This is a genomic window from Streptomyces sp. WM4235 (assembly GCF_001279725.1).
GTDB lineage: Bacteria > Actinomycetota > Actinomycetes > Streptomycetales > Streptomycetaceae > Streptomyces.
The window spans coordinates 1-23,958 of the sequence record NZ_LGDE01000441.1; the positions used below are offsets into that span (position 1 = coordinate 1).

The 23,958-nt window shown below is 71.9% G+C and carries 23 protein-coding genes; 8 read left to right on the forward strand and 15 right to left on the reverse strand.

The annotated features are described in order from the left end of the window. Positions 1-2,593: ATP-binding protein (locus tag ADK55_RS29295; protein WP_234350302.1), on the forward strand; the 2,593-nt coding region annotated here is incomplete at its 5' end. Positions 2,594-2,656: 63 nt separating this feature from the next. Here ADK55_RS29295 and ADK55_RS29300 read toward each other — a convergent pair. From ADK55_RS29300 to panB, 3 genes are all read right to left on the reverse strand, one after another. Continuing rightward, positions 2,657-3,511, reverse strand: a complete 855-nt coding sequence (locus tag ADK55_RS29300; RefSeq protein ID WP_053682856.1) for an ABC transporter permease — start codon at positions 3,509-3,511, stop codon at positions 2,657-2,659. Then, positions 3,508-4,539 carry an ATP-binding cassette domain-containing protein gene (locus ADK55_RS29305; RefSeq protein ID WP_371591361.1) on the reverse strand — a complete coding sequence of 344 codons (1,032 nt, stop codon included), beginning with the start codon at positions 4,537-4,539 and terminating at the stop codon, positions 3,508-3,510. Before ADK55_RS29305 ends, ADK55_RS29300 begins: the two co-directional genes overlap by 4 nt. 102 nt (positions 4,540-4,641) lie before the next feature. After that, entirely contained in the window at positions 4,642-5,523 is an 882-nt protein-coding gene (gene panB / locus ADK55_RS29310; RefSeq protein ID WP_078999540.1) for a 3-methyl-2-oxobutanoate hydroxymethyltransferase, read from the reverse strand. A 277-nt stretch (positions 5,524-5,800) separates the two neighbouring features. On the opposite strand from panB, the gene ADK55_RS29315 reads away from it, so the two are divergent. The 3 genes from ADK55_RS29315 (at position 5,801) to ADK55_RS29325 (ending at position 8,214) form a co-directional block, all read left to right on the forward strand. Then, positions 5,801-6,829 carry an endonuclease/exonuclease/phosphatase family protein gene (locus ADK55_RS29315; protein WP_053682861.1) on the forward strand — a complete coding sequence of 343 codons (1,029 nt, stop codon included), beginning with the start codon at positions 5,801-5,803 and terminating at the stop codon, positions 6,827-6,829. 279 nt (positions 6,830-7,108) lie between these two features. After that, complete coding sequence (locus tag ADK55_RS29320; protein ID WP_053682863.1) at positions 7,109-7,558, forward strand: toll/interleukin-1 receptor domain-containing protein; 450 nt, start codon at positions 7,109-7,111, stop codon at positions 7,556-7,558. After that, entirely contained in the window at positions 7,555-8,214 is a 660-nt protein-coding gene (locus ADK55_RS29325) for a toll/interleukin-1 receptor domain-containing protein (protein ID WP_053682865.1), read from the forward strand. Before ADK55_RS29320 ends, ADK55_RS29325 begins: the two co-directional genes overlap by 4 nt. A gap of 58 nt (positions 8,215-8,272) precedes the next feature. Here the strand turns inward: ADK55_RS29325 and ADK55_RS29330 are convergent, their stop codons facing one another. The 5 genes from ADK55_RS29330 to ADK55_RS38065 form a co-directional block, all read right to left on the reverse strand. Next, complete coding sequence (locus tag ADK55_RS29330; RefSeq protein WP_159041595.1) at positions 8,273-9,544, reverse strand: hypothetical protein; 1,272 nt, start codon at positions 9,542-9,544, stop codon at positions 8,273-8,275. 189 nt (positions 9,545-9,733) lie between these two features. Continuing rightward, the gene (locus ADK55_RS29335; RefSeq protein WP_053682869.1) at positions 9,734-11,488 is read right to left on the reverse strand and encodes an NAD+ synthase; all 1,755 of its coding nucleotides are present in this window, start codon (positions 11,486-11,488) and stop codon (positions 9,734-9,736) included. 70 nt (positions 11,489-11,558) lie between these two features. Continuing rightward, on the reverse strand, positions 11,559-12,827 hold the full coding sequence (locus ADK55_RS38870; protein ID WP_053682871.1) for a DUF4352 domain-containing protein: 1,269 nt from the start codon (positions 12,825-12,827) through the stop codon (positions 11,559-11,561). Between the two features lie 227 nt (positions 12,828-13,054). Then, positions 13,055-14,665: a multicopper oxidase family protein gene (locus ADK55_RS29345; protein WP_053682873.1), complete on the reverse strand. Its 1,611-nt coding sequence runs from the start codon at positions 14,663-14,665 to the stop codon at positions 13,055-13,057. Between the two features lie 96 nt (positions 14,666-14,761). Next, positions 14,762-15,280, reverse strand: a complete 519-nt coding sequence (locus ADK55_RS38065; protein WP_159041596.1) for a hypothetical protein — start codon at positions 15,278-15,280, stop codon at positions 14,762-14,764. A 107-nt stretch (positions 15,281-15,387) separates the two neighbouring features. On the opposite strand from ADK55_RS38065, the gene ADK55_RS29355 reads away from it, so the two are divergent. Continuing rightward, on the forward strand, positions 15,388-16,089 hold the full coding sequence (locus ADK55_RS29355; RefSeq protein WP_053682879.1) for a DUF998 domain-containing protein: 702 nt from the start codon (positions 15,388-15,390) through the stop codon (positions 16,087-16,089). 116 nt (positions 16,090-16,205) lie between these two features. Then, the gene (locus tag ADK55_RS29360) at positions 16,206-17,162 is read left to right on the forward strand and encodes an alpha/beta fold hydrolase (RefSeq protein ID WP_053682918.1); all 957 of its coding nucleotides are present in this window, start codon (positions 16,206-16,208) and stop codon (positions 17,160-17,162) included. Between the two features lie 40 nt (positions 17,163-17,202). On the opposite strand, the gene ADK55_RS29365 is transcribed toward ADK55_RS29360, so the two are convergent. The 6 genes from ADK55_RS29365 to ADK55_RS29390 form a co-directional block, all read right to left on the reverse strand. Further along, complete coding sequence (locus ADK55_RS29365; protein ID WP_053682920.1) at positions 17,203-17,613, reverse strand: VOC family protein; 411 nt, start codon at positions 17,611-17,613, stop codon at positions 17,203-17,205. Positions 17,614-17,623: 10 nt separating this feature from the next. Continuing rightward, complete coding sequence (locus ADK55_RS29370; RefSeq protein ID WP_053682881.1) at positions 17,624-18,064, reverse strand: helix-turn-helix transcriptional regulator; 441 nt, start codon at positions 18,062-18,064, stop codon at positions 17,624-17,626. Positions 18,065-18,233: 169 nt separating this feature from the next. After that, entirely contained in the window at positions 18,234-18,653 is a 420-nt protein-coding gene (locus ADK55_RS29375; RefSeq protein ID WP_053682883.1) for a CBS domain-containing protein, read from the reverse strand. A 150-nt stretch (positions 18,654-18,803) separates the two neighbouring features. After that, complete coding sequence (locus tag ADK55_RS29380) at positions 18,804-19,529, reverse strand: DUF305 domain-containing protein (RefSeq protein ID WP_053682922.1); 726 nt, start codon at positions 19,527-19,529, stop codon at positions 18,804-18,806. A gap of 5 nt (positions 19,530-19,534) precedes the next feature. Further along, a complete protein-coding gene (locus ADK55_RS29385; RefSeq protein WP_053682885.1) occupies positions 19,535-20,188 on the reverse strand; it encodes a DUF3105 domain-containing protein in 654 nt (217 codons plus the stop codon). Between the two features lie 99 nt (positions 20,189-20,287). Continuing rightward, positions 20,288-20,686, reverse strand: coding sequence for a hypothetical protein (locus ADK55_RS29390; RefSeq protein ID WP_053682887.1), 399 nt, complete (start codon positions 20,684-20,686; stop codon positions 20,288-20,290). Between the two features lie 173 nt (positions 20,687-20,859). Between ADK55_RS29390 and glnA the strand changes: the two genes are divergently transcribed. Then, positions 20,860-22,221: a type I glutamate--ammonia ligase gene (gene glnA, locus ADK55_RS29395; RefSeq protein ID WP_053682889.1), complete on the forward strand. Its 1,362-nt coding sequence runs from the start codon at positions 20,860-20,862 to the stop codon at positions 22,219-22,221. A gap of 379 nt (positions 22,222-22,600) precedes the next feature. Here glnA and ADK55_RS29400 read toward each other — a convergent pair whose 3' ends face one another. Then, positions 22,601-22,810, reverse strand: coding sequence for a hypothetical protein (locus ADK55_RS29400; protein WP_159041597.1), 210 nt, complete (start codon positions 22,808-22,810; stop codon positions 22,601-22,603). Between the two features lie 523 nt (positions 22,811-23,333). On the opposite strand from ADK55_RS29400, the gene ADK55_RS29405 reads away from it, so the two are divergent. Then, positions 23,334-23,918 (forward strand): hypothetical protein, encoded by a 585-nt coding sequence (locus tag ADK55_RS29405; RefSeq protein WP_053682925.1) that lies wholly within the window; start codon positions 23,334-23,336, stop codon positions 23,916-23,918. The last annotated feature ends 40 nt before the right edge of the window (positions 23,919-23,958 follow it).

Genomic DNA, 23,958 nt, shown 5'->3' on the forward strand with positions numbered 1-23,958 from the left:
CGCCACGCCCGCCCAAGGCCCCGCCACACCCGCCCCGCCCCCCGGCCAGGGCACCGGCCCCGGCACCGGGGGCAACCTTCGGGCCCGCCTCACCACCTTCGTCGGCCGCGAGGGCGACATCCGCGTCATCGGCGCCGACCTGGCCCGGTCCCGCCTCGTCACCCTGCTCGGGCCCGGCGGCGCCGGCAAGACCCGGCTGTCACAGGAGGCCGCCGAGGCCCACGTTGCCGCCGGCCACCCCGACGGGCGGTGGCCCGACGGGGTGTGGCTCGTCGAACTGGCCCCCGTGGACGATCCCGAGGACGTCGCCGAAGCGGTCCTGGCCGCCCTCGGGGCCCGCCAGACCAAGCTGCGCGGCGCCGCCGCCGAGGAACTGCGCGCGCTGACCGAGCGGGGCGAGGACGACCCGCTCGCCCGACTCGTCGAACACTGCGGCCGGCGCGACCTCCTGCTGCTCCTCGACAACTGCGAGCACGTCATCGACGCCGCCGCCGTCCTCGCCGAACGGCTCCTCACGCACTGCCCCGGCGTCCAGATCCTCGCCACCAGCCGGGAACCCCTCGGCGTGCCGGGCGAATCGTTGCGCCCCGTGGAACCACTGCCCGACCCCGTCGCACTGCGGCTGCTCGCCGACCGCGGCGCCGCGGCCCGCCCCGACTTCCGCGTCGAGGACGACCCGGCCGCCTCCGCCGAGATCTGCCGCCGGCTCGACGGCATGCCCCTCGCCATCGAACTGGCCGCCGCCCGGCTGCGCCTGCTCACCCCCCGCCAGATCGCCGACCGGCTCGACGACCGGTTCCGCCTCCTCACCAGCGGCTCCCGCACCGTCCTGCCCCGCCAACAGACCCTGCGGGCGGTCGTCGACTGGTCCTGGGACCTCCTCGACGCACCCGAACGGGCCGTCCTGCGCCGACTCTCCGTCTTCGCCGGCGGCTGCGACCTCGCCGCCGCCGAGGCCGTCTGCGCCGGCCCCGACGCGGACGCGGTCGTCGACGCGCTCGGCTCCCTCGTGGACAAGTCCCTCGTCGTCGCGGCCCCCGGCCCCGACGGCGACATGCGCTACCGGCTCCTGGAGACCGTCGCCGAGTACGCCGCCGAGCGCCTTGCCGAGGTCGCCGAGGACCGCGCCGACACCGAAAGACGCCACCTCACCCACTACCGCGAACTCGCCCGCACCACCGAGCCCCTGCTGCGCGGCCACGGCCAGCGCGCGGCCGCCGAGCGACTCGCCACCGAATACGAGAACCTCCGTACCGCGCTGCGCCGCGCCGTCGCCGCCAAGGACGTCGGCGAGGTGCTCTGCCTGCTGCACTCCCTCGTCTGGTACTGGCACATGCACGACCTGCGCGTCGAGTCCCGCCACTGGTCCGACGCCGCCGTCGCCCTCGGTCCGGACCCCTTCGCCCCGCCGATCGTCCCCGCCGAACCGGTGTACGAGCGGGTCGTCGACTCGCCCCCGCCCTACACCGGTGAACTGCTCACCGAGGCCTGGCGCGGCGCCCGGATGATCCACCTCACCGCCCGCGACCAGAACAGCGGCAGCTGGAACGCCCCGGACGTCCGCCTCCAGGTCGAGGGCATGATCGCGGCCTACCGGCCCGGTCTGCCCCAGACCTGCCGGTTCCCCACCGCCCTGTGGATCTACGCCGTGATGATCGCCGGCGATCCGGAACTGCTCCGGCGCATCATCGACGAGACCGTCGAGACCACCCGCGCACTCGGCTACCGCTGGGAGCTGGGCTCCGCGCTCCAACTGCGCGCCAACGTCCGGGCGAACCGAGCCGCGTCGTTCGGCGACGCCGCCCGGGACGCCGAGGAGAGCCTCGCGGTCTTCCGCGAGCTCGGCGACGACTGGGGCTGCGCCGAGGCACTGTCCGCCCGCGCCGAAGCCCTGGAGAAACGCGGCGAGTACGCGTTGGCCGCCGCCGACTTCCGGGCCGCGATCGAGCACGCCGAGCGGCTCGGCGCCCCCGCCCAGGTCACGGTCCTGCGGGTACGGATGGCCGGCACCCTCGCCGAGGAGGGCCGGCTGGAGGAGGCGGAGGAGATCCTGACCGGGCTCCTCGCCGTCATCCGGCAGTACCGCAACGAGGCCATGCCGGCCGCCCGCATGTTCCTCGCCAACCTCTACGGCCGCACCGGCCGTCTCGTCGAGGCCCGCGCCGAACTCGACTCCCTGCGCGAGGAGTTCGCCTTCGGCGCGTACGCGATCTTCGACGGCTTCCTGCTCGGGATCCTGGCCTGGCTCGACAACAAGGAGGGCAGGCACGAGGAGGCGCTGACGCTCATCCGGGAGGCCACGACGACCCTCCAGGACCCGATGGCGCTGATGGTGGCCCCGCAACAGTCGGCCGTGCACCTGCTGATCGCGGCCGTGTCCCTCCTGGGGCTCGGCGCTCCGCGTGACGCCGCCCGGCTCCTCGGTGCCTACCGGGCCCTGGTGCCGGCCGGCCACTTCCCCGTCACCACCGAACGCGAGGACGCCGCCCTCGTCGAGGAGTCGGCGAGGGCGGCGCTGGGGGACACCGGGTACGAGGCGGCGTACGCCGAAGGCGGCGGCCTCACCCTGGAGCAAGCCACCGCCCTCGTCTGAACCGTCCGCCCGCGCGAGTCCTGTCGGAGCATCGCCCCGCGCCGGCCCGGCGGACCCCGCGGGTCAGGTCTTGTTGCGGAACTTGCGGACCGCGAGCGGCATGGTGATCGCGGTGATCGCGACCGACCAGATCAAGGTCATCATCACCGAGTGGCCGACCGGGCCGCCGTTCATCAGGCCGCGCGCCGCGTCGGCCAGGTTGGACAGCGGGTTGTAGTCCGTGAAGGCCTGCAACCACCCCGGCATGGTCGCCGGGGGCGCGAAGATCGAGCTGCCGAACTGCAACGGCATCAGCACCAGCATGGCCATGCCCTGTACGGCCTGGGCGGTCTTCATGGTGAGACCCAGCAGGATGAAGATCCACATCAGCGAGGCGCCGAAGACGGCCGACAGACCGATGGCGAGGAACAGGTCCAGCACCGAGGTCTTGATCGACAGCCCCAGGATGAAGCCCATGACGAGCAGGATGGTGATGGCGACCAGCATCCGGCCGATCTCCACCACGATCTTCGCGATGAGCACCGACGAGCGGGCGATCGGCATGGACCGGAACCGGTCCATCACGCCCTTCTTGAAGTCGTCGTTGACCCCGGTGCCGACCGCCATGGCGATGTTCATGCCCATCATCGCCATCAGGCCGGGCACCAGATAGTTGACGTACTCGCCCTGATTGCCCTTGCCGGAGATCGCGCCGCCGAAGACGAACACGAACAGCAGAGTGAAGATGATCGGCATGAACAGGACGTCGAACATCGACTCGGGGTCCTGCTTGATCTGCAGCGCGTTGCGGCGCACCAGGGCGCCGATGTGCCGCAGGTTGCCCCGCAGGCCGATCCGGCCCTCGTCGGGCAGGTCGCGCGGCGCCGCGTCCGGGACGGTCGCGGTACTTTCGGGCTTGGACGTGGTGACGGTGCTCATGCCGCGACCTCCTCGGTCTGCCGGGTGGGAACGGACGCCTCGGCGGAGGGCTTCTGACCGGTGATGGACAGGAAGACCTCGTCGAGGCTGGGCAGGTGGGTGCCGAGATCGGCTATCGCGTAGCCGCGGCCGGCCAGCAGCCCGATCGCCGCGGTCAACTGCTCGTCGCTCAGGATCGGTACCAGCAGGACGCCCTCGTCCGGCACGGCCTGGGAACCGGCCACGCCGTCGAGACCGGCCTCCGCCAGCGCGCGGGCCATGCCCGGCAGATCGGAGGAGGCGACGGGACGGATCTTCAGGGTGCGGCCGCCGACCCGGGCCTTCAGCTCGTCGACCTTGCCGTTGGCGATGACCTTGCCCTTGTCGATGACCGTCAGCTCGTTCGCGAGCTGCTCGGCCTCCTCCATGTACTGGGTGGTCAGCAGCACGGTGGCGCCCTCGGCGACCATCCGCTGCACCTCGTCCCACACCTCGTTGCGGGTGCGGGGGTCCAGACCGGTGGTCGGCTCGTCCAGATACAGCACGGCCGGGCGGCCGATCATGGAGGCGGCCAGGTCGAGCCGGCGGCGCATGCCGCCGGAGTAGTTCATGACCGCCTTCTTGGCGGCCTCCGTCAGCGAGAACCGCTCCAGCAGCTCGTCGGCGCGGGACCGGGCCTCCTTGCGGGGCAGGTCCAGCAGCCGGCCGATCATGTAGAGGTTCTCCCAGCCGGACAGCTTCTCGTCGACCGAGGCGTACTGACCGGTGAGGCCGATGGTGCGGCGCAGCTGCCGGGGCTGGCGGACCACGTCGAAGCCCGCCACCGTCGCCGTCCCGGCGTCCGGGGTGATCAGGGTGGAGAGGACGCGGACCAGGGTGGTCTTTCCCGCGCCGTTGGGCCCGAGCACCCCGAGCACGGTGCCCTCACGGACATCGAGGTCCACGCCGTCGAGGGCCTTGGTCTCGCCGTAGTGCTTGACCAACCCCCGGACCTGTACGGCGTGTGAGCCGCTCGGGGAAGTCTTGTCGTTTCGCGTCATGGACCCCATGGGACCAGCCGCCACTGACAAAGCACCGACAGCCGACCGACAGCCGACCCACACGAGCCCCCGGCCCGCCGACGAGACGTCGAGGGGCCGGGGGCGGCAGGCCTAGTGGAAGGCGTGCTCGGCCTGCGGGAACGTTCCGCCGACCACGTCCTGCGCGAACGCCTTCGCCGCGTCGCCCATGGTCTGCCGCAGGTTCGCGTACTGCTTGACGAACTTCGGCATCTTCCCGCCCGTCAGGCCCATCATGTCCGTCCACACCAGCACCTGGGCGTCGCACTCCGACCCGGCGCCGATGCCGACCGTCGGGATGTGCAGCGACCGGGTGACCTCGGCGGCCAGCTCCGCCGGCACGAGCTCCAGCACCACCGCGAAGGCGCCCGCGTCCTGCGCCGCCTTCGCGTCCCGCAGCAGCCGGTGAGCGTCCTCGTCACTGCGGCCCTGCACCCGGTAGCCCATGGAGTTCACGGACTGCGGGGTCAGACCCAGGTGGGACATGACCGGGATGCCCGACTGCACGATCAGCTCGGTCTGGGCCAGCGAACGCTCGCCGCCCTCCAGCTTCACCGCGCCGACCCCGGCCTCCTTGACCAGCCGCGTCGCACTGCGCAGCGCCTGCACGGCGCCTTCCTGGTAGGAGCCGAACGGCAGGTCGCCGACGATCAGGGCGCGGCTCGTGCCACGTACGACGGCCGCCGAAAGCAGGGTCATCTCGTCCATCGTCACGGGGACGGTGGTCTCGTAGCCGAGGTGACAGTTGCCCATCGAGTCGCCGACGAGCATGACCGGAATGCCGGCCTCGTCGAACACGGACGCGGTCATCGCGTCGTAGGCGGTGAGCATCGGCCACTTCTCGCCGCGCTCCTTGGCCAGGGCCAGGTCGCGGATGGTGATGCGGCGCGTTCCCGTGCCCCCGTACAGGGTGGGGCCGGAGGTCTCGCGGGCAGGCGAAACGACATGCGTCATGGCTGCTGCTCCTTGTGTCATCTCGAGGCGCCCTCACGGCGTCCCCGGACTTACCCCCCATGGTGGCACTCGCCGGCCCCGACACGGAAGTGGCGCGATGACCGGTCCGTCACACTCATGGCCCCTCCCGGGACGCGCCACGCCCAATGTGCGCGTTTCGTGACAAGCGGAACCCCGACCGCACGGCCGTTCGTCCTCACGGTGGTACGGCCGGCAAGGACGGCACGGATCTGCTTCGAACATCGCCTAGGGTCAAGGGGCGGGGACGGAGCGCGAGCACGGCAGCGAGGGCAGTGGAATGGCACAGGCGTACATGACGGAGACGGGAAACGGCGGCTCGGAGCCCGAGCCCTCCCGATCCGGTCTCCGACGCCGACTGGCCGACCTGCGCCGAGACCGGGGAATCTGGCGCCGGGGAAAGGTCAGCGCCGGCCTCGCCGCACTGATCTCGCTCGTGATGATCTTCCACGCCGACCTGCCGAACGACGTGGGCAACCTCGGCAGCCTCACCGAGACCTTCCTGCCCTGGCTGGGCCTGGCCGTGCCGGTCCTGCTCGTCACCGCCGTGATCCGCAAGTCGGCGACCGCCCTGCTGTCGATACTGTTGACCGCCGCGGTCTGGGCGAACCTGTTCGGCGGCCTGGTCACCGACAAGTCCGGCGGCGGCGGCAACCTGATGGTCGTCACCCACAACGTGGACGCCGACAACACCGACCCGCGCGGCACCGCCGAATCCGTCGCCGGCTCCGGCGCCGACGTGCTGGCGCTGACGGAGCTCAAGGCCGGCGTCGTCCCCGTCTACGAGAAGGCCCTGGCCGGGGTGTACAAGTACCACGCCGTCGAGGGCACGGTCGGCGTGTGGAGCAAGTACCCGCTGTCCTCCAGCGCCCCCGTCGACATCAAGATGGGCTGGACCCGGGCCATGCGCACCACCGTGGACACCGCCCACGGCCAGGTCGCCGTGTTCGTCGCCCACCTCCCCTCGGTCCGGGTGAAGCTCAACGCCGGATTCACGGCCAACCAGCGCGACAACAGCGCCGACGCGCTCGGCGCCGCCCTGGCCTCCGAACCGCTGAAGAAGGTCGTCCTGCTCGGCGACCTCAACGGCACGATGAACGACCGGGCCCTGTCCGAGGTCACGTCCCAGATGCGCTCGACCCAGGGCGCGGCGGGCGACGGCTTCGGCTTCAGCTGGCCCGCCCAGTTCCCGATGGCCCGCATCGACCAGATCATGGTGCGCGGAATCGTCCCCGACGCCTCCTGGACCCTGTCGCGCACCGGCAGCGACCACCTCCCGGTCGCGGCACGGATGACCGTCAAGGACTAGGCCGCCTCTTTCGGAACCTGCCGGATCGACAGTTCCGAGACAGAGCCCGGGCCCCTCGTTGGCCTGGCATTCTCGCCATACCGCTTACAGATCGTCCCCGAAACGGCAGACTGCACAGCACGTTGACGCCTCGGGGGGTTCCCGTGAGCCATGCGCCGTCATGCCCACCGGCCATCGGTGCGCCGAGCGCGGCCTGTGTGACACGGGCGTGCGGGGCCCGGCCGATGTCGAGGCCCCGTAAGGCGTCACCGACACCTACCAGTACAGGATCGCGGCGCCATGACCTCTGCGACAGTCGACTTTTTCATCAGCTACACCGGCGTCAACGCCGATTGGGCGGCGTGGATCAACGACGCTCTCGAAGAAGCCGGATACCGAACCGTTGTCCAGTCGCTGGACTTCACCGCCGGCGGAAACTTCGTCGCCGACATGGACCTGGCCCTGCACCGTGCCGAGCGCATCGTCCTGGTCCTCACTCCCGCGTTCCTGAAGTCAGGGATGACGGCGGCCGAATGGACCGCTGTCTTCAGGAAGGACCCCGACGGGTCGCGCCGCCTGATCGTCCCGGTGATGGTGGAGCCCACCGCGGTGGAGGGACTTCTCGGCCCCCGCACGCGCATCTCGCTCGTCGGACTGGACTCGGACTCCGCCCGTCGCACGCTCCTGGACGGTTTGCGACCCGCGCGTTCCCGCCCGCGTACCCGCGCTCCGTTTCCAGGTGCTCGATGACGGTCGACTTCTTCATCTCGTACGCCGACGACGATCTCACCTGGGCCGAATGGATCGGCTGGCAACTGGAGAACGACGGGTACACCGTCAGCCTGGGGGCCTGGGACCACGAGACCCCCGGGGGCAACAGCGTGCTGTCACGCAGCCGGGACCTGGAGGTGGCGGAACGGCTGATCGCCGTGGTCTCGCCTTCCTACCGCCTCTCGCCGCAGAGCGGCGCGGAGTGGTCGTCGTTCGTGCGTGACGATCCGGCCGGTGAAGGTCTCACCGTCGTTCCGGTGGAGGTCGAGCCCGTCCCACGCAGCGCGTTGCTGGGCAATCTCACCCCCGTGGTCCTGCACGGCCTGTCGGAGGGGCAGGCCGCGACGGCACTCCGGGAGGCCGTCACCCGGACGCGTTTGAAGCCCTCCCGGGAACCGGGGTTCCCGGGGCGCGGAGCACCGCGGTTCCCACGGCGCGCCAACCCCACCGGTGTGCGCGCCGACACGAAGTTCCTGCTGGTCCTGCTGATGTTCGACGGCGCCTTCTTCCTGTACGGCGCCACGAGTTACAGCGGTGACGGGGGAAGCGCCGACCTGAAACGGGCGCTCTTCGCCATCCTGGCGCTCGTCTTCACCGTCGGCACCGTCAAACGATGGTTCAAGCGCCGCTTCTGACTCCCGCGCGCCCCGCCACGGCGGGTCCCGGACGAACCGGGAGCCCGCTGCCCGCTCCCTACTCGGTGGAGGGCAGGACACGAATCAGCGCGCCGTCCTTCGAGTAGTAGGAGTACTCGCCGAGCGGAACGCCGCAGTCGCTCCGCTCATCGGTGTAGGAGATCTGCTTGCCGGTGCGCGGGTCGATGACCACCAACTGACCGTTCGCCACGACGGCGACGCCCGCTGCGTTCGCCGCGCACACGTCGATGCCGGGGAGGTTCCACAGCTTCTTCCCGTCGGCCATCGAGACGCCGAGGTCCTTCTGGACCTCGGGAGCGACTTCCTGCTTGACGGCCGCCAGGTCGGGGATCACCACGACACCGGCCTTCTCGACGAGCGTGACCTTGCGACTGGCCGGCCCGGTGTACGAAGTCCCCGTGATCTCCCAGTTCACCTTTCCGGTGGTCAGCGACCGTGACTGCAGCGCATAGGAGATCGGGTCGCCGGAGATGCGGCGGGCAAGGAACAGAGTGGATCCGTCGGACGAGGTGGCGAAGTCACCCGGTACATCGGAGAGGGAGCCGATGATGTCGTGGTCCGGGAAGGAGAACAGTTCTCGTCCGGTCGCCGGGTCGGTGACCGGTACCGAGTCCATTCCGTTCAGACAGTTGGCGCACACCCCGTCATACACCAGGACGGTGTTTCCCACGGCGCGGGGGCGAATGCCGTATCCGAGCGCTCGCGAGGTGCCGTCGGTGAGGCTGATGACCCATTCGCCGTAGGTCAGCCACTTCTCGTTCTTGGTCGCCGTGGCCTCTTGCGCGTACTGGCAGCCGGCGAATTCGTCCGTATCGGCGACCAGCGGTTTGCGCCACCGTTCTTTGTACGTCTTGGTGTCGGTGGCGACGATCGACAGCGACCTGCTCGCCGGTTCCAGCCCGGCCGCCGGCTTGTCCGTGACCTGGGCCCAGATCAGCGAGCCCGCATCGGGCGACGAGCCGATGACATCGAGGACGCAGCCACCTGCGAACCCCGCGATGCCCGACCGTGCGACCTCTTTCCCGTTCGCCGCATGGGTGACCACGCCGGCCTTGCCGACCGACACGAAGAAATCGCGGCCCGCATACGTTTTGTCGATGTCTTCGAGCGTGGCGGATTTCGTGAAGAGCGCTTCGCCTTTCGAGCCCGGATTACCCGATTCCCCGGGGCGCGCGGACGAGCCCGGAGGTGTCGCCGAAGGGGAGGAATTCGGAGAAGGGGGATTGTTGGTCCCTTCTCCCTGAGAGCCACAAGAAATCACCAGAAAGAGTACTGCCGCAGCGGCAGGAAGAAATCTTTTGTGTGCCACTTTTTTACACTAGCAGCGCGATCCGGCGGATGGCCGGGAAGTTCCGAAACGGGCGACTCCTCGCGGGGACCTCGCTATCGGGGCCACCCCTCTCGGGCTCGGAGAGGGGTCGCTCGTCGAAAGTCCGTGTGGCCTACATCAGGCACCAGGATCTCGGGCACGGATCCCCCCGGCCGCACCTCCCGCCGGCTACGTCCGCTCGCGCCAGCCGTTCGTGATCGGCAGTCGGCGGTCCTTGCCGAAGCCCTTCGCGGAGATCTTGGTACCCGGCGGGTACTGGCGGCGCTTGTACTCCGCCGTGTCCACCATCCGCAGCGTCCTGGCGACCAGCTCGGCGTCGAAGCCCGCGGCGACGATCGAGTCCAGGCCCTGGTCGCGGTCCACGTACATCGCCAGGATCGAGTCGAGCACCGGATAGTCCGGCAGCGAGTCCGTGTCGACCTGGCCCGGGCGCAACTCGGCGCTCGGCGGCTTCACGATCGAGTTCTCCGGGATCGGCGGGGTCTCCCCCCGCTCGGCGGCGGCCCGGTTGCGGTACCGCGCGAGGCGGAAGACATCGGACTTGTAGACGTCCTTGATCGGTCCGTAGGCCCCGACCGAGTCGCCGTACAGGGTGGAGTAGCCGACGGCCAGCTCCGACTTGTTGCCCGGGGCCAGCACGATGTGGCCCTCCTGGTTGGAGAGCGCCATCAGCAGCGTGCCGCGCAGGCGAGACTGGAGGTTCTCCTCGGCCAGGCCGGTCAGTCCCAGGGACCCCATGTAGGCGTCGAACATCGGCTCGATGGAAACCGTCCGGAAGCTCAGGCCGGTCCGTTCGGCCAGGTCGGCCGCATCGCCCCTGGAGTGGTCCGAGGAGTACTTGGAGGGCATCGACACGCCGTACACGTTCTGCGCGCCGATCGCGTCGCAGGCGACGGCGGCCACGAGCGCCGAGTCGATACCGCCCGAGAGCCCGATCAGGACCGAGCGGAACCCGTTCTTCAGGACGTACGCGCGCAGTCCCACGACCAGCGCGTCGTAGACCTCCTCGTCGTCGTCGAGGCGGTCGGCGTAGCCGCCGGGCACGACCGGCTCGTACGTCTCCACCGGCTCCTCGGAGAGGATCACGCGGTCGATCCGCAGCCCGTCGTCGACGACGCCCTCGGGGGCGTCGGCGCGGGCGGCCGGCAGGTCCAGGTCGACCAGCACGCAGCCCTCCGAGAACTGCGGGGCGCGGGCGACGACCTCGCCGTCGGCATCCACGACGATGGAGTCGCCGTCGAAGACCAGCTCGTCCTGGCCGCCGATCATCGCCAGGTAGGCGAGGGTGCAGCCGGCCTCCCGGGCTCGCCTGCGGACCAGTTCGAGGCGTTGGTCGTCCTTGTCGCGCTCGTAGGGGGAGGCGTTGATCGACACCAGCAGGCCGGCCGCGGCGGAGCGGGTGGCGGGGACCCGGCCGCCGTCCTGCCAGAGGTCCTCGCAGATCGCCAGGGCCACGTCCACGCCCCGTACCCGGATCACCGGCTGGGTGTCGCCCGGCACGAAGTACCGGAACTCGTCGAACACCCCGTAGTTGGGCAGGTGGTGCTTGGCGAAGCGGAGGACGACCCGCCCCCCGTACAGCACGGCGGCGGCGTTCTCCGGGGAACCCGCGGGACGGCCGAGCCGGGGAGTGGCCTTCTCCGTGCGGTCCAGGTACCCGACGATCACCGGCAGCTCGCCGAGGCCCTCGGCGGCCAGCCGCTCGGCGAGTTCGCTCAGCGCCGTGCGGGAGGCTTCGACGAAGGAGCCGCGCAGGGCGAGGTCCTCGACGGGGTACCCGGTGAGCATCATCTCCGGGAACGCCACCAAGTGGGCCCCCTGCTCCGCGGAGTGCCGCGTCCAGTGGACGACGGAGTCGGCGTTCGCGGTGATCTCGCCGACGTGCGAGTCGATCTGATTCAGGGCCAGGCGAAGTTGAGGCACGGGCCCAGTGTAATCGTCTTTCTGACGCGATGTCCTGGAGCCCGGCCCCTTTTCCGTTCCCGGAGGCGGGTCAGCCGATCGGCCCGGCGAACTTCACGGGGTCGAGCAGCAATCCGGGGGAGATCTCCGCGCGGATGGTCTTGGCGCCCTTCGGCACCTCGTAGGCGGAGCTCCCGGTGGCGGTCGCGCCCGGCGCCACGGTCCCCGAGATCGCCTTGGGCATGTGCCCGTCGAAGACGGACTCGGCGGCGCGTCCCCGCTCGTCCGTGACGTCGGGCTGGACGTAGAGCACCGTGACGGGCTTCTTCGACGTGTTGGTGATCGTGATGTCGAACTTCACCGCGTTGCCGAGGTCCGCGAAGCGGTTCTCGGAGACGTACTCGACGGGCGCGGACAGGGACACCTTCAGGCCGTTCGCGTACGTGTGGCTCTCGCCGAAGGCCAGCGGGGTGCTGAACCCCGGGCCGGTGGTCGGCTCGTCGCCGGGCAGGTCGTACGGGGAGGAGAAGGACGGCGTGGGGTACGGCATGTCCCACGAGCGGCTCGGCCGGCTGTCCACGGCCTTGTCGACCTCGTTGGCGACCTTGACGGTGAAGTAGAAGCCGCCGGCCGAGGCGATCAGGCTGAGCACGCCGAGGATCGTGCCCCACACGGACATCGCCTTGCGCGGGGCGCCCCGGGAGGCGCTCACCAGGGCCGCGATGCCGAGGCCGAGGCCGGCCAGGCCGATGAGCGTGCCGATCCAGAAGAAGAACGGGGTGAGTGCCACGAGGACGGCGATCAGGCCGAGTACCAGCGAGGCGATGGCCAGACCGTTGGTCTTCTCCTGGGCGACCCCGGGGTATCCGGGGTAGCCCGGATACCCCGGAGGGATCCCGTATCCGGGCGGACCCGCGTATCCGCCGGACCCGGCGGGCGGCGGCCCGGCGAAGCCCTGGTCGGCGGGCGCGCTCCAGGGGTCGGCGGGGTCGGCGGGGGCCTGCGGCCCGGGCGCGGGGGCGCCGAAGGCGCCGGCCGGCGGGCCGGGAGTGAGCGGCGCGAAGCCCGACGGCGCCGGCGGGGCGGTGACCGGAGGAACGGTGACCGGAGGAACGGTCGGGGCGGGCGCCGGCGGGGCGTCGACGGGCTCAGGCGCCGGGGCATCGGCGGGCGTGGGCCCCTTCGCGAGGGACGGGCCCGGTGTGGGTGCGGGCGTGGGTTCCTTCGTGAGGGACGGGCCCGGTGTGGAGGTCGTGCTCGACGGCGGGCCCGGTGCGGGTGCCGCCTCGGGTATGGGCGTCCCCGCGGGCTCCGTCGGCGGACCGGTCGGGCTGCTGGGCGGGTTCGGGGGCGTGCTCATGCCTGGGGGCGTCCTTCGGGGCGTGGCGGCGATGACCCCCCACCCTGCCACGGGCCCCGACCCCCTCCAACCCGATTCCGTCTCCCGGCTGGCGGGCCGGGAGACGGAACGACGGTCACCCGAGGGGCTCTTGCCCGATCCCGCCTCCCGGACCCCCGCGAAGGGGCCGCCTGGGCCCTGTCGTCGAAGTCTCGCCTGGCCTACCGGCGCCACTTTGACGACAGGACCTAGCGGCGGTAGCCGAGCACCGTCATCATCCCGGCCTCCGCGTGGTACACGTTGTGGCAGTGCACCATCCACAGACCGGGGTTGTCGGCGTCGAACTCCGCCGTGAGGGTCCCGTTCGGCAGGATGACCGCGGTGTCCTTGCGGGCCCCGCCCGCCCCCGCGCCGAGGGCGAAGGTGTGCCCGTGCAGATGCAGCGGGTGCCACATCGTCGTGGAGTTGGTGAACTCCAGCCGGACCCGTTCGCCCGCCTTCACGGGATGCCGTCGGTCCGGCGCGTACGGCTTGCCGTCGAAGGCCCAGTCGTACGCCGCCATGCCGCCCGTGAGCCGGATCCTGATCGTGCGGTCCGCCGCCCGGGAGGCCGGTACGGCCGGTTCGGCGGCCCGCAGCGCGTCCGCCGTCAACGGCCGACCGGCCAGTTCCGCGGGCCGGGTCGCGGCGGTCGGCGGCGCCCCCGCGCCGGTGCGGAGCACCGCGAGCGCCGAGGCGTCGGCGCCCTTGCCCTCGGCGAGCGCGGTCAGCGGGAAGACCCCGTCACCGGCGGTGACCAGGACGTCGTACCGCTCGCCCATGCCCAACAGCAGCGAGCGGGCCTTGGCGTGCTCCACCGGGAAGCCGTCGGTGTGGGTGACCGTCAGTTCGTGCCCGCCGAGGGCGATCCGGTAGGCCGTGTCCCCGCCCGCGTTGACGATCCGCAGCCGGATCCGGTCCCCGGGCCGGGCCGTGAAGACCGACGGGTCCTGCGCCACCCGGCCGTTGACCAGGTGGTACGGGTACGCGACGTCGCCCGCGTCCTTGCCGAGGACGTCGCTGTCCCCGCCCATCAGGACCCGGGACGGGCCGGCACCGGCGTCGGGGGTCGGCATCGGGGCGGAGCCGTGTCCGGCGTGACCGCCCGCGCCGGCGCCGCCGCCCATGCCCTTGCGGAGTTCGGCGAGGACACCGTCCGGGGTCGACCCGTCCACACCGTCGAGCCAGTCGTCCAGGACGACCACCCACTCCTTGTCGTACGCGAGGGGCTCCCGGGGGTCCTCGACGATCAACGGGGCGTACAGGCCGCGGTCCTGCTGGACCCCCGAGTGCGGGTGGAACCAGTACGTCCCCGGGTGCGGGACGGCGAACTCGTACCGGAACGAGCCGCCCGGGACGATGTCCCGCTGCGTCAGCCCCGGGACCCCGTCCATGTCGTTGCGCAGGGCCAGACCGTGCCAGTGCAGGGACGTGGCCCGGGGGAGGTTGTTGGCCAGGGTCAGGGCGAGGGTGCCGCCCGCGGTGACCCGGACCTCCTGACCCGGCAGCCGGTCGCCGTACGCCCAGGAGCGCACGGTGCGCCCGCCGCCCAGATCGAGCGTGGTGGCGGTGGCGGTGACGCGGACCTCGGTGCGCGGTCCGGCCGCCGACCGGGCCGCCTCCGCGGCCCGGACCTCCGGGCCGGCCGGGTCGACGTAGCCGTCGGGGGAGCCGGCGGAGGCGCCGCCGGGGTTGGTCGCGTCGTGGTTCATGGAGCCGTGGTCCGTGGCCGGGCCGCCGGAGCAGGCGGCGAGCAGTCCCGAGCCGGCGACGGCGAGTCCGGTGCCGAGCACGGCACGGCGGGTGGGGAGAGAACGCATGGGTGTACCTCGCGGTGTGGCGATACGAGTGGATGGGCGCCGAGCGCCGCCGCCCCCACCGCCGTTCGGGCAGGCGGGGGCGCGGCTAGGCCCGCCCTATACGCGCAGTACCGCCAGCCGGAGCAGGAGTTCCCGGGGCGCCGGCGGATCCGGCCCCGCCGGGGCGCGGGCCGCCGCGCCGGGGCCGGCCTCCGGGCGCGCGGGGCGGCGCCGCGCCGAGCGGCCGAGTACGAGGAGCACCAGTCCGGCCAGGACGGCCAGGCACACGGACATCGGGTCCATGGCGGGTTCGGGCGCCGGCCCGGCCTGTGACCGCCCGGCCGCCGGAAGGTCCGAGGCGGTCGGAAGGTCCGAAGCGGTCGGGAGGTCCGAGGCCGTCGGGAGGTCCGAGGCCGTCGGGGCCCCCACCGCCGCCGCCGGGCCGGCGTGCGGCGACCCGAGGTGATGCGCCACACCCGCGTCCACCCGGGCAACGGAGTGGCCGACGGTCGCGTCTTCCCCGGTGTGGGAATCGGCCGGATGGCCCCACGTGTGCATCGTGACGATTCCCAGCAGCAGAACGGCGAGCAGCGGCAACCGGGGCCACCGGGCGGCTCGTCGGGCGCTGCGCGTCATGAGCGGAACCCTACCCGGGGTGGGTATCCGACCGTCGGACCGGCCTCGTACCGATGAGGACCTCGTACCCGATGAGGGCCCCGTACCTGCTTAGGATCAGTCGCACCATGTCCAGACAAGACTCGTCCGTGCGGAGCGCCCTGCCGGTCGCCGTCCTCATCGGACTCGGCGCCACCGCCTACACCGCGTGGGTGCTCGAAGTCGTGCTCTCGACCGGCCTCAACCCCATCGAGACGTACGTCAGCGAACTCGCCGCACAGGACCAGCCCCTCGGCGGCCTCTTCCGCGCCACCGACTTCACCGCCGGCCTGCTCGTCTTCGCCGGGGGCCTGCTCGCCCTCCTGCGCCTCGCGTGGTACGCGGACTCCCGTCGGCCCTGGGCCGTCATCGGCTGGGTCGGCGTCACCCTCTTCGGCGCGGCCACCGCCGCCGACGCATGGCTGCCGCTGAGCTGCCAACCCACCGTGGACCCCGAATGCGCCGCCCGGGAGACCGCCGGACTGGTACCGGCCACCCATCAGGCGCACGCCGTCAGCAGCAGCCTCGCCATGACGGGCGCCCTCGTCGGGATCGTGGCCCTGACCGTCGCCGCCCGCCGGTACGACCGGCTCGCGCCGCTCGCCCGGTACGGGCCCGCGCTCGTCGCACTGGAACTGCTCGCCACCGCCTGGACCCTGACCGCCATCGCCATGTTCACCGCCGGCCGCGGCACGTGGGCGCTCGGAGCCGGCCAGCGGCTCCAGGTGCTGATCGTCGCGGTCTGGCTCGCCCTGCTGGCGTACTCCGTGCACAAGGAGCGCCGTACTTGAGCCCGACCCACGAGGAGCGCCCGTACGTGAGCCCGTCCACGAGCCTGCCCACCCCGTCCACCCCGTCCGCGAGCCCGTCGACGCCGTCCACGAGCGCGCGCGTGGACCCCCGTGGTCTGTTCGTCCGCCCGGCGGGCGGTGACGGCGTCGTCCTGCACACCGTCGTCGAGGGCAGCGGGCCCGTCGTCGTCCTCAGCGCCGGACTCGCCATGGCCTGGTTCGACTGGGACCCCGTCGCGGAACTGCTCGCCGCCCAGGGCCGGACCGTCGTCACCTTCGACCGCCCCGGACACGGACTGAGCGGCCCGGCGCTCGCACCCGCGACCGCCGCCGGGGAGGCCCACCGCATCGCCGGGCTGCTGGACGCGCTGGGCCCGCACGTTCCGGGAGCCGGGGCGGGGGCCGGTGCCTCGGGCGCCGGAGTCCCGCATGCCGGGATCGGGCCGGTCACCGTCGTGGGGCACTCCATCGCCGGGTTCCACGTCGAGGCCTTCGCCCGTCTGTACCCGGAGCGGACCGCCGCCGTGGTCCTCGTCGACGCCAGCGTGGAGGAGGACCCCCGTACGGTCCTGCCCGCAGCGCTGCGCCACGGCGCCGCCCGCGTGCTCGGCCGCGCCGTGACCGCCGTCGGACTGCCGGCCGCGCTCGGCCCGGCCGCCCGCCGGAGCGTCGTGCGCGCGTCGCGGGTCGGCGGGGGCGACCCGGCCGCGCGGGACCTCGTACGCCGCTGCTACCGCACGGGCCGGGTCTGGCGCGGCGCCCTGCTGGAGAACGCCGGGTACCTCGACACGGCCGCGGAGGTCCTCGCGCTGGGGGAGACGCACCCGCTGACCGTGCCCGCCACCGTGCTCGCCGGACACGACGGCACCGACGGGCGCGGGGCCCTGCGGTGGCTCGACCGGCAGGCGGGCCTGGCCGACCGGCTCGGAGCCCGCCTCGACGTCGCGGAACCGGCCGGGCACCTGGTCATGATGGATCGCCCGCACCAGGTGGCGCGGGCGATCCTCGACGCGACGGATCCGGACCGGCGGACGGACCGCGAGGCGGGCCGGGCCCCCTCCGGCGACTCCTGACCGGCGCCGGGCGGCCGGCGGCCCCGACCCGGCGGGCGGCTTACGCCTTGGGGGCCTGCGAGATCCGCACCATGTTCCCCGACGGGTCCCGGAAGGCGCAGTCGCGCGGCCCCCAGGGCTGGTCGATGGGCTCCTGGAGCACCTCGGCGCCGGACGCCCGCAGCTTCTCGAAGGTCGCGTCGAGGTCCCCGGCACGGAAGACGGTCATCGGCAGGAGCCCCTTGGTGAGCAGCTCCTGGAGGGCGTCCCCGTCGGCCTGGGAGCGGCCCGCGTGCGGTTCCGAGAGCACGATCTCCAGGTCCGGCTGGTCATCGCTGCCGAGGGTGACCCAGCGGAACCCGCCCGAGGCGACGTCGTTGCGCGACTTCAGGCCGAGGGCGTCGCGGTAGAACGCGAGCGCCTCGTCCACGTCGTTGACGGTGATGTGGCAGTACTGGAGTGAGATGGTCATGCGATCCACGCTAGGGCGCCGGGTCGCGGACCGCTTCTCCGTTCCTGCTCGGCAGCTCCCGGGTCGGCCGCGTCGTCAGTTTCGCCACGCACGCCGGCATCGCCGCGACGGCCTCGTGCTCCCGGGCGCGGTACGCGCTCGGGGTCTCTCCCACCAGCTCGGTGAACCGCGAACTGAACGAGCCGAGCGAGGTACAGCCGACCTCCATGCACGCGTCCGTGACGCTCGATCCCGCACGCAGCAGGGCCATGGCACGCTCGATGCGGCGGGTCATCAGGTAGCTGTAGGGCGTTTCGCCGTACGCCGCGCGGAACCGGCGCGAGAAGTACGCCGGAGACATGAGCGCGTGCCGGGCCATCGTCGGCACGTCGAGAGGACGGGCGTACTCCCGGTCGATCAGATCCCGTGCCCGGCGCAGGTGCGCGAGGTTGGCGAGATCCTGGGCATCCATGGAAGCGACAGTACACCGACCCCCGGAAACCGCCTCTGACCTGCGAGGACTGACCGGCGGGGGAAGTCGGCGGGGGCAGTCGACGAAGGCGGTCGTCGGAGGACAGCCGTCGGACGACAGCGGTCGGAGGGCGGTCGTCGGAGGGGGTGCGGGCGGCGTGTCCGGACGGCTACCGGCCGGCGTAGACCCGCTCGGCCCACGTCGCGATCTGCTCGTCGGAGAGGTGCTTCGCCAGATCCGCCTCGCTGATCATGCCGACCAGCTTCTTCTCGCGGATCACGGGAAGCCGCTTGATCTGGTGGCTCTGCATCTCCTCCAGCACCTCGGAGACGTCCGCGCCCGCGTCGATCCAGCGCGGAGTGCCCTGGGCCAGGTCGCCGCACGTGATCTTCGAGGGGTCGTGGCCCTTGGCGACGCATCCCACCACGATGTCGCGGTCGGTCAGGATGCCGCAGAGCCGTTCCTCGGTGTCACTGATGGGCAGGGCGCCCACGTTGAGCCGTGCCATCAGCTGAGCGGCCCGGTCCAGGGTCTCGGTGGCGGGGATCCACTGGGCCCCGGGGTGCATGATCTCGCCGGCGGTGGTCATCGCGTCAACCTCCTGAGCGCGCCGTGACGAGGCGGGCACGGGAGCGTCCGCCCCGGCGTCCTCGTCCTCGTGCGGCTGTTCGCACCACCCGGTGCGGGCACGCCCGTACGGGTGAGAGGTCGCCTCCCCCCACCGTACGAGCGTGTCCCGTCAGCCGCGCGGCGCGGCCCCGAGCCGCTTCAGCATGTCGGCCATCAGCGTGAGCTCCGACTGCTGCGCCTCGACCATGCCCTCGGCCAGCTTGCGCTCCGCCGGGGTCTCGCACAGCGCGGCGCAGCCCCGGGCCATGGCGACCCCGCCCTTGTGGTGATCGGTCATCAGCTGGAGGTACAGCACCTCCGCGTCACGGCCCCGGAGCGCCCCGAGCCTCGTCAGCTCCTCCTTGGTGGCCATGCCGGGCATCAGCGCGCCGGGCTTGGCCGCGCCCATGTCGTGACCGCCCATGTCATGGCCCTCCATGCCGGCCGTACCGCCGTGGCCCGTACGGGCGTCGCCCGATCCCCCGGTGCCCATCCAGGACATCGGCGGCTCGTCCGCGAGCACCTTCGGCAGCCCCCACAGGTCCAACCAACCCAGCATCATCCCGCGCTGGTTGGCCTGCGTGTTGGCGATGTCGTAGGCGAGACTGCGCACCGCCTCGTCCTCGGTGCGGTCGCGGACGATGAAGGACATCTCCACCGCCTGCTGGTGGTGCACCGACATGTCCCGGGCGAAGCCCGCGTCCGGCGAGTACAGCGCCGGCGCGCGGGAGGACGTACCGCTGTCGCGGTCGCCGTCGCCGCCGCTCGCGGTGGCCACCGTGGCGCCCACCGCGAACAGCACGGCGAGGACGACGGCCGCACCGGACACCCAGTACGTCCGGTGCGCGCCGTTCACGCGGGTCACTTGTCGGCCAGTCCGTTGGTGCAGGCCGCGCCCGGTTCGGGGGTCTGAGGGCCCTGCACGTACTTGGTGAAGAACTGCGCCACCCGCGGGTCGTCCGCCTTCTCCACCGTCAGCTGCTTGCCCCACGCGCTGAGCATGATCGCGCCGGCCTGTTCCTTGACCGGGCTCATCATCGTGTACGGGGTCTTTCCGACCTTCGCGGCGAGCGTGTCCACGTCGGCCTTGGCGGCCTTCTCGTTGTACGTCACCCAGACGGCGCCGTGCTCCAGCGAGTGGACGGCGTTCACCTGCGGCAACGGGTTCGCGTAGACGTCACCGTCGCAGTTCGTCCAGCGGGGGTGGTGGTCGCCGCCGACCGGCGGGTTCATCTCGTACTTCACGACCGTCTCGACGTGGTTGCGACCCAGCTTCTTCGCGTCCCAGGTCTGCTCGCCGCTCACCGGCGCCTTGCGGGTCGCCTCGGCGTCCTTCTCCTTCTGCTTCTGATCGAGCAGCATCCACGAGCCGAAGCCCACGAGCGCCGCCACGACGGCCGTGGAGGCCGTGATCGCGATGATCTTGTTGCGCCGGTCGCGCGCCTTGTCCGCCCGACGCATCTCGGCTATGCGCGCCTGGCGGTCGTTCTGGTCCGGGGAGGTCCTGCTGGCCATGTGCCCTGGTTCCTTCTGCTGAGGGGGGTGGAGGGGGTGTCCGTCGTGCCGCGCTGCGCGGTGCGGGACAGAGTGCCGCGCTGCTCGGCGCCGGACCCGTCAGGTCCGCAGTACCTGGAGAACGTGCAGGTCGGGGGCGCGCGCCAGCGTCCCGGGCGGGCGGGCCGGCCCGGCGTACGCGAGGTCCGCGACGGCCGCGGACCCCGCCTGCGAGACGGTCACGGCGGGCGGCGGCGCGGGCAGCACCGCCGGGGTCACATGGGAGTGCGGGGCGCAGCCCGGAAGCTCGTACGGAGCCACGCAGACGGCGTGCGGCGCGCCCGGCGCGGCGTGGGCCGCGAGCCGGGCGTGTTCCGCGCCGGGCTCGGCGTGTCCCACGCCGACCCGCCCGCAGAGGAACACGGCGCCGCAGAGCACCCCGAACGCGAGCAGCAGCACGGCACGCCGAGCGGCGGGGGCGCCGTGGCCCCCGTGTTTCCCGTGCTTCCAGCCCCCCATGGGCGCAGATGGTAATGCTCATGACCGCCCTGAGGTCAGTGCGGGGGTGCCACGAGCTTTCCGGGGTGCGTAATGTGGCGGAAACCACGGGTGGTGATACTGGACCGGCCCGACTGTGCTCCCCCCTCCGGGGGAGGTGGTGCACAGGCCGTCTGAACTGCGAGGATGAAGGCATGGACAAGCAGCAGGAATTCGTCCTCCGGACGCTCGAGGAGCGCGACATCCGCTTCGTGCGCCTGTGGTTCACCGACGTACTGGGCTTCCTCAAGTCCGTCGCGGTCGCGCCGGCGGAACTGGAGCAGGCCTTCGACGAGGGCATCGGCTTCGACGGCTCCGCGATCGAGGGCTTCGCCCGGGTCTACGAGTCCGACATGATCGCCAAGCCGGACCCGAGCACGTTCCAGATACTGCCGTGGCGCGCCGAGGCACCCGGCACCGCGAGGATGTTCTGCGACATCCTCATGCCGGACGGGTCCCCGTCGTACGCCGACCCCCGCTACGTCCTCAAGCGCATCCTGAACAAGACCTCCGACCTGGGCTTCACCTTCTACACCCACCCCGAGATCGAGTTCTTCCTGCTGAAGGACAAGCCGCTGGACGGCACCCGCCCCGTCCCCGCGGACAACTCCGGCTACTTCGACCACACCCCGCAGAACGTCGGCATGGACTTCCGCCGGCAGGCCATCACCATGCTCGAATCGATGGGCATCTCCGTCGAGTTCAGCCACCACGAGGGCGCCCCCGGCCAGCAGGAGATCGACCTCCGCTACGCCGACGCGCTCTCCACGGCCGACAACATCATGACGTTCCGCCTGGTCATGAAGCAGGTCGCACTGGAGCAGGGCGTCCAGGCCACCTTCATGCCCAAGCCCTTCTCGGAGTACCCGGGCTCGGGCATGCACACCCACCTCTCCCTCTTCGAGGGCGACCGCAACGCCTTCTACGAGTCGGGCGCCGAGTACCAACTCTCCAAGGTCGGCCGCTCCTTCATCGCGGGCCTGCTGCGCCACGCGGCCGAGACCGCCGCCGTCACCAACCAGTGGGTCAACTCCTACAAGCGCATCTGGGGCGGCTCCTCCCGCACCGCCGGCTCGGGCGGCGAGGCCCCCTCGTACATCTGCTGGGGCCACAACAACCGCTCCGCCCTGATCCGCGTCCCGATGTACAAGCCGGGCAAGACGGGCTCCTCGCGCGTCGAGGTCCGTTCGATCGACTCCGGCGCCAACCCGTACCTCACGTACGCCGTACTCCTCGCGGCCGGCCTCAAGGGAATCGAGGAGGGCTACGAACTCCCGGCGGGCGCCGACGACGACGTCTGGGCCCTCTCCGACGCCGAACGCCGCGCCATGGGCATCGAGCCCCTCCCGCAGAACCTCGGCGAGGCGATCTCCCTGATGGAGCGCAGCGAACTGGTCGCGGAAACCCTGGGCGAGCACGTCTTCGACTTCTTCCTGCGCAACAAGAAGCAGGAGTGGGAGGAGTACCGCTCGGAGGTCACCGCCTTCGAACTCCGCAAGATGATGCCGGTGTTGTAGGCGCGGTTCAGAGGCGCTGTCGGAATCTTTCGACACTCCGGGCCGGTGGTCGACGACCACCGGCCCGGAGTCGTCTCGTGGGCCTCGTGCGGCCGGGAGGGAGCCCGCGGCTCGACCCGGCTCCCGGGTCAGGGGCCGCCGGGTCGGCGGACCGGGCGCTCAGAAGACGTCTTTTCCGGCCCCTCTGGTGGGCGTTGATCTTTTGATTCTCTTCGCTCTGGTTGTAGACGAGCAGGCTTCCCGCGAGTCCGCTCACGCCTTCTTCCTACCTCGGCGGACATGGCGCCGCACTCCGGATGGAGCCCGACGGGTGGCGCCGGGCCTTGCCCCCGCCGCCCCGCCTCCCCGGCAACCGCGACCGAGGATCGCGAACCACGGATCAGACGGTGCCGGCGGGCGACAGTACCGGTGACGTGGCGGCGTGGTCCGCGCATGCGGCCCACCAGCTGTCGGCCCGGGCGCCGCTGACCCGCACGCTCCACGCCGCGGGGTGGGGGCAGGGGGCCGCCCAGGTGCACTCGCCTCGGGCGGAGGCCGTGCCGACCCTGTGGTTGGCCGCCGCCCACGGGGACTTCTCTCGGAGTTCCATGACGGACATTGAAGCGGAGGCGGGTGCGAGGCCGCCGACGAACGGGCCGATCCACCCGCCCACGGTGGCCGATGGCCACCGGCTCGGAGGGCGGGTGGATCGGGCAGGGAGGGGAGGGAGGGGAAGGATGCCGGCGGCCCACGCACCTCACCCGGGTCCCCGTGTGGCCCTGTCGGACCCATGCGCGGCAGAAACGCCTTCGGGCCTGCCTTGGTGGGGACCGGCGCGACCGGCATGGGGCCTCCTCGTGACGGGGGTGGCGTCCTGCCGCCCGGGGGATGACATCGGATGTCTTCCCGAGCACCTGCCCCGCCCGTGCGTGCCAGCGGCATATTTCAGCCGGTTGCAGCACTGGCCCCTCCGAGCCGTGCGTCCGGGCTCCGTCGGTGTCGGTGTCGGTGTCGGTGTCGGTGTGGGTGTGGGTGTGGGGGAGGATGAGGGCGTGAGTGCGCACGCCGTGGTTCCGCTCGGGGTGGGGGCGGGGGCTCCCGTACGGGTCTGGTACGCGTCCTACGGCTCCAACATGCACATGGACCGGCTCGGCGCCTACCTCGCCGGGGGCCGGCCTCCCGGGGCCACGCGGACCTACCCGGGCTGTCGGGACCATCGGGCCCCGGAACGGTCCATCGCGGTGGAACTCCCCGGGTGCCTGTACTTCGCGACCGAGTCCCCGGTGTGGACGGGCGGGCGGGGCTTCCACGATCCGACGGCGCCCGGCCGGACACGGGCCCGCGCGCACCTGGTCACGGTGGGCCAACTGTCCGACATCGCGGCCCAGGAGATGTACGGGACGCCCGGAGTCGACCTGGACCTGGAGCCGGTGCTGCGTGCCGGGCGGCACGCGGTGGGGGCCGGGCGGTACGAGACGCTGATCTGTCCCGGCGCCGTCGAGGGGATCCCCGTCCTGACGTTCACCGCGCCGTGGGCCCTCGCCGACGTCGAACCCGTGCCGCCGTCGGCCGCCTACCTGCGGTACCTGGCCGGCGGGCTCCTGGAATCGGGGCCGTGGCAGGAGCGGGACATCGCCGACTACCTCGCGGCCTGTCCGGGGGCGGCCGGCCACTGGACCCCGGCACGGATCCTGGAATTGCTGACTGCCGGCCGCTGACTGCCGGCCGCGGATCCCCGGGGACCGTCGATGACCGGTG

Bases quoted from the DNA above. Each gene is read 5' to 3' on its own strand.
- ADK55_RS29300 (WP_053682856.1), bottom strand. From the start codon at position 3,511: ATGAGCACCGTCACCACGTCCAAGCCCGAAAGTACCGCGACCGTCCCG.
- ADK55_RS29305 (WP_371591361.1), bottom strand. From the start codon at position 4,539: ATGGGGTCCATGACGCGAAACGACAAGACTTCCCCGAGCGGCTCACAC.
- panB (WP_078999540.1), bottom strand. From the start codon at position 5,523: ATGACACAAGGAGCAGCAGCCATGACGCATGTCGTTTCGCCTGCCCGC.
- ADK55_RS29315 (WP_053682861.1), top strand. From the start codon at position 5,801: ATGGCACAGGCGTACATGACGGAGACGGGAAACGGCGGCTCGGAGCCC.
- ADK55_RS29320 (WP_053682863.1), top strand. From the start codon at position 7,109: ATGACCTCTGCGACAGTCGACTTTTTCATCAGCTACACCGGCGTCAAC.
- ADK55_RS29325 (WP_053682865.1), top strand. From the start codon at position 7,555: ATGACGGTCGACTTCTTCATCTCGTACGCCGACGACGATCTCACCTGG.
- ADK55_RS38870 (WP_053682871.1), bottom strand. From the start codon at position 12,827: ATGAGCACGCCCCCGAACCCGCCCAGCAGCCCGACCGGTCCGCCGACG.
- ADK55_RS29345 (WP_053682873.1), bottom strand. From the start codon at position 14,665: ATGCGTTCTCTCCCCACCCGCCGTGCCGTGCTCGGCACCGGACTCGCC.
- ADK55_RS38065 (WP_159041596.1), bottom strand. From the start codon at position 15,280: ATGACGCGCAGCGCCCGACGAGCCGCCCGGTGGCCCCGGTTGCCGCTG.
- ADK55_RS29355 (WP_053682879.1), top strand. From the start codon at position 15,388: ATGTCCAGACAAGACTCGTCCGTGCGGAGCGCCCTGCCGGTCGCCGTC.
- ADK55_RS29365 (WP_053682920.1), bottom strand. From the start codon at position 17,613: ATGACCATCTCACTCCAGTACTGCCACATCACCGTCAACGACGTGGAC.
- ADK55_RS29370 (WP_053682881.1), bottom strand. From the start codon at position 18,064: ATGGATGCCCAGGATCTCGCCAACCTCGCGCACCTGCGCCGGGCACGG.
- ADK55_RS29375 (WP_053682883.1), bottom strand. From the start codon at position 18,653: ATGACCACCGCCGGCGAGATCATGCACCCCGGGGCCCAGTGGATCCCC.
- ADK55_RS29385 (WP_053682885.1), bottom strand. From the start codon at position 20,188: ATGGCCAGCAGGACCTCCCCGGACCAGAACGACCGCCAGGCGCGCATA.
- ADK55_RS29390 (WP_053682887.1), bottom strand. From the start codon at position 20,686: ATGGGGGGCTGGAAGCACGGGAAACACGGGGGCCACGGCGCCCCCGCC.
- glnA (WP_053682889.1), top strand. From the start codon at position 20,860: ATGGACAAGCAGCAGGAATTCGTCCTCCGGACGCTCGAGGAGCGCGAC.
- ADK55_RS29400 (WP_159041597.1), bottom strand. From the start codon at position 22,810: ATGGAACTCCGAGAGAAGTCCCCGTGGGCGGCGGCCAACCACAGGGTC.
- ADK55_RS29405 (WP_053682925.1), top strand. From the start codon at position 23,334: ATGCACATGGACCGGCTCGGCGCCTACCTCGCCGGGGGCCGGCCTCCC.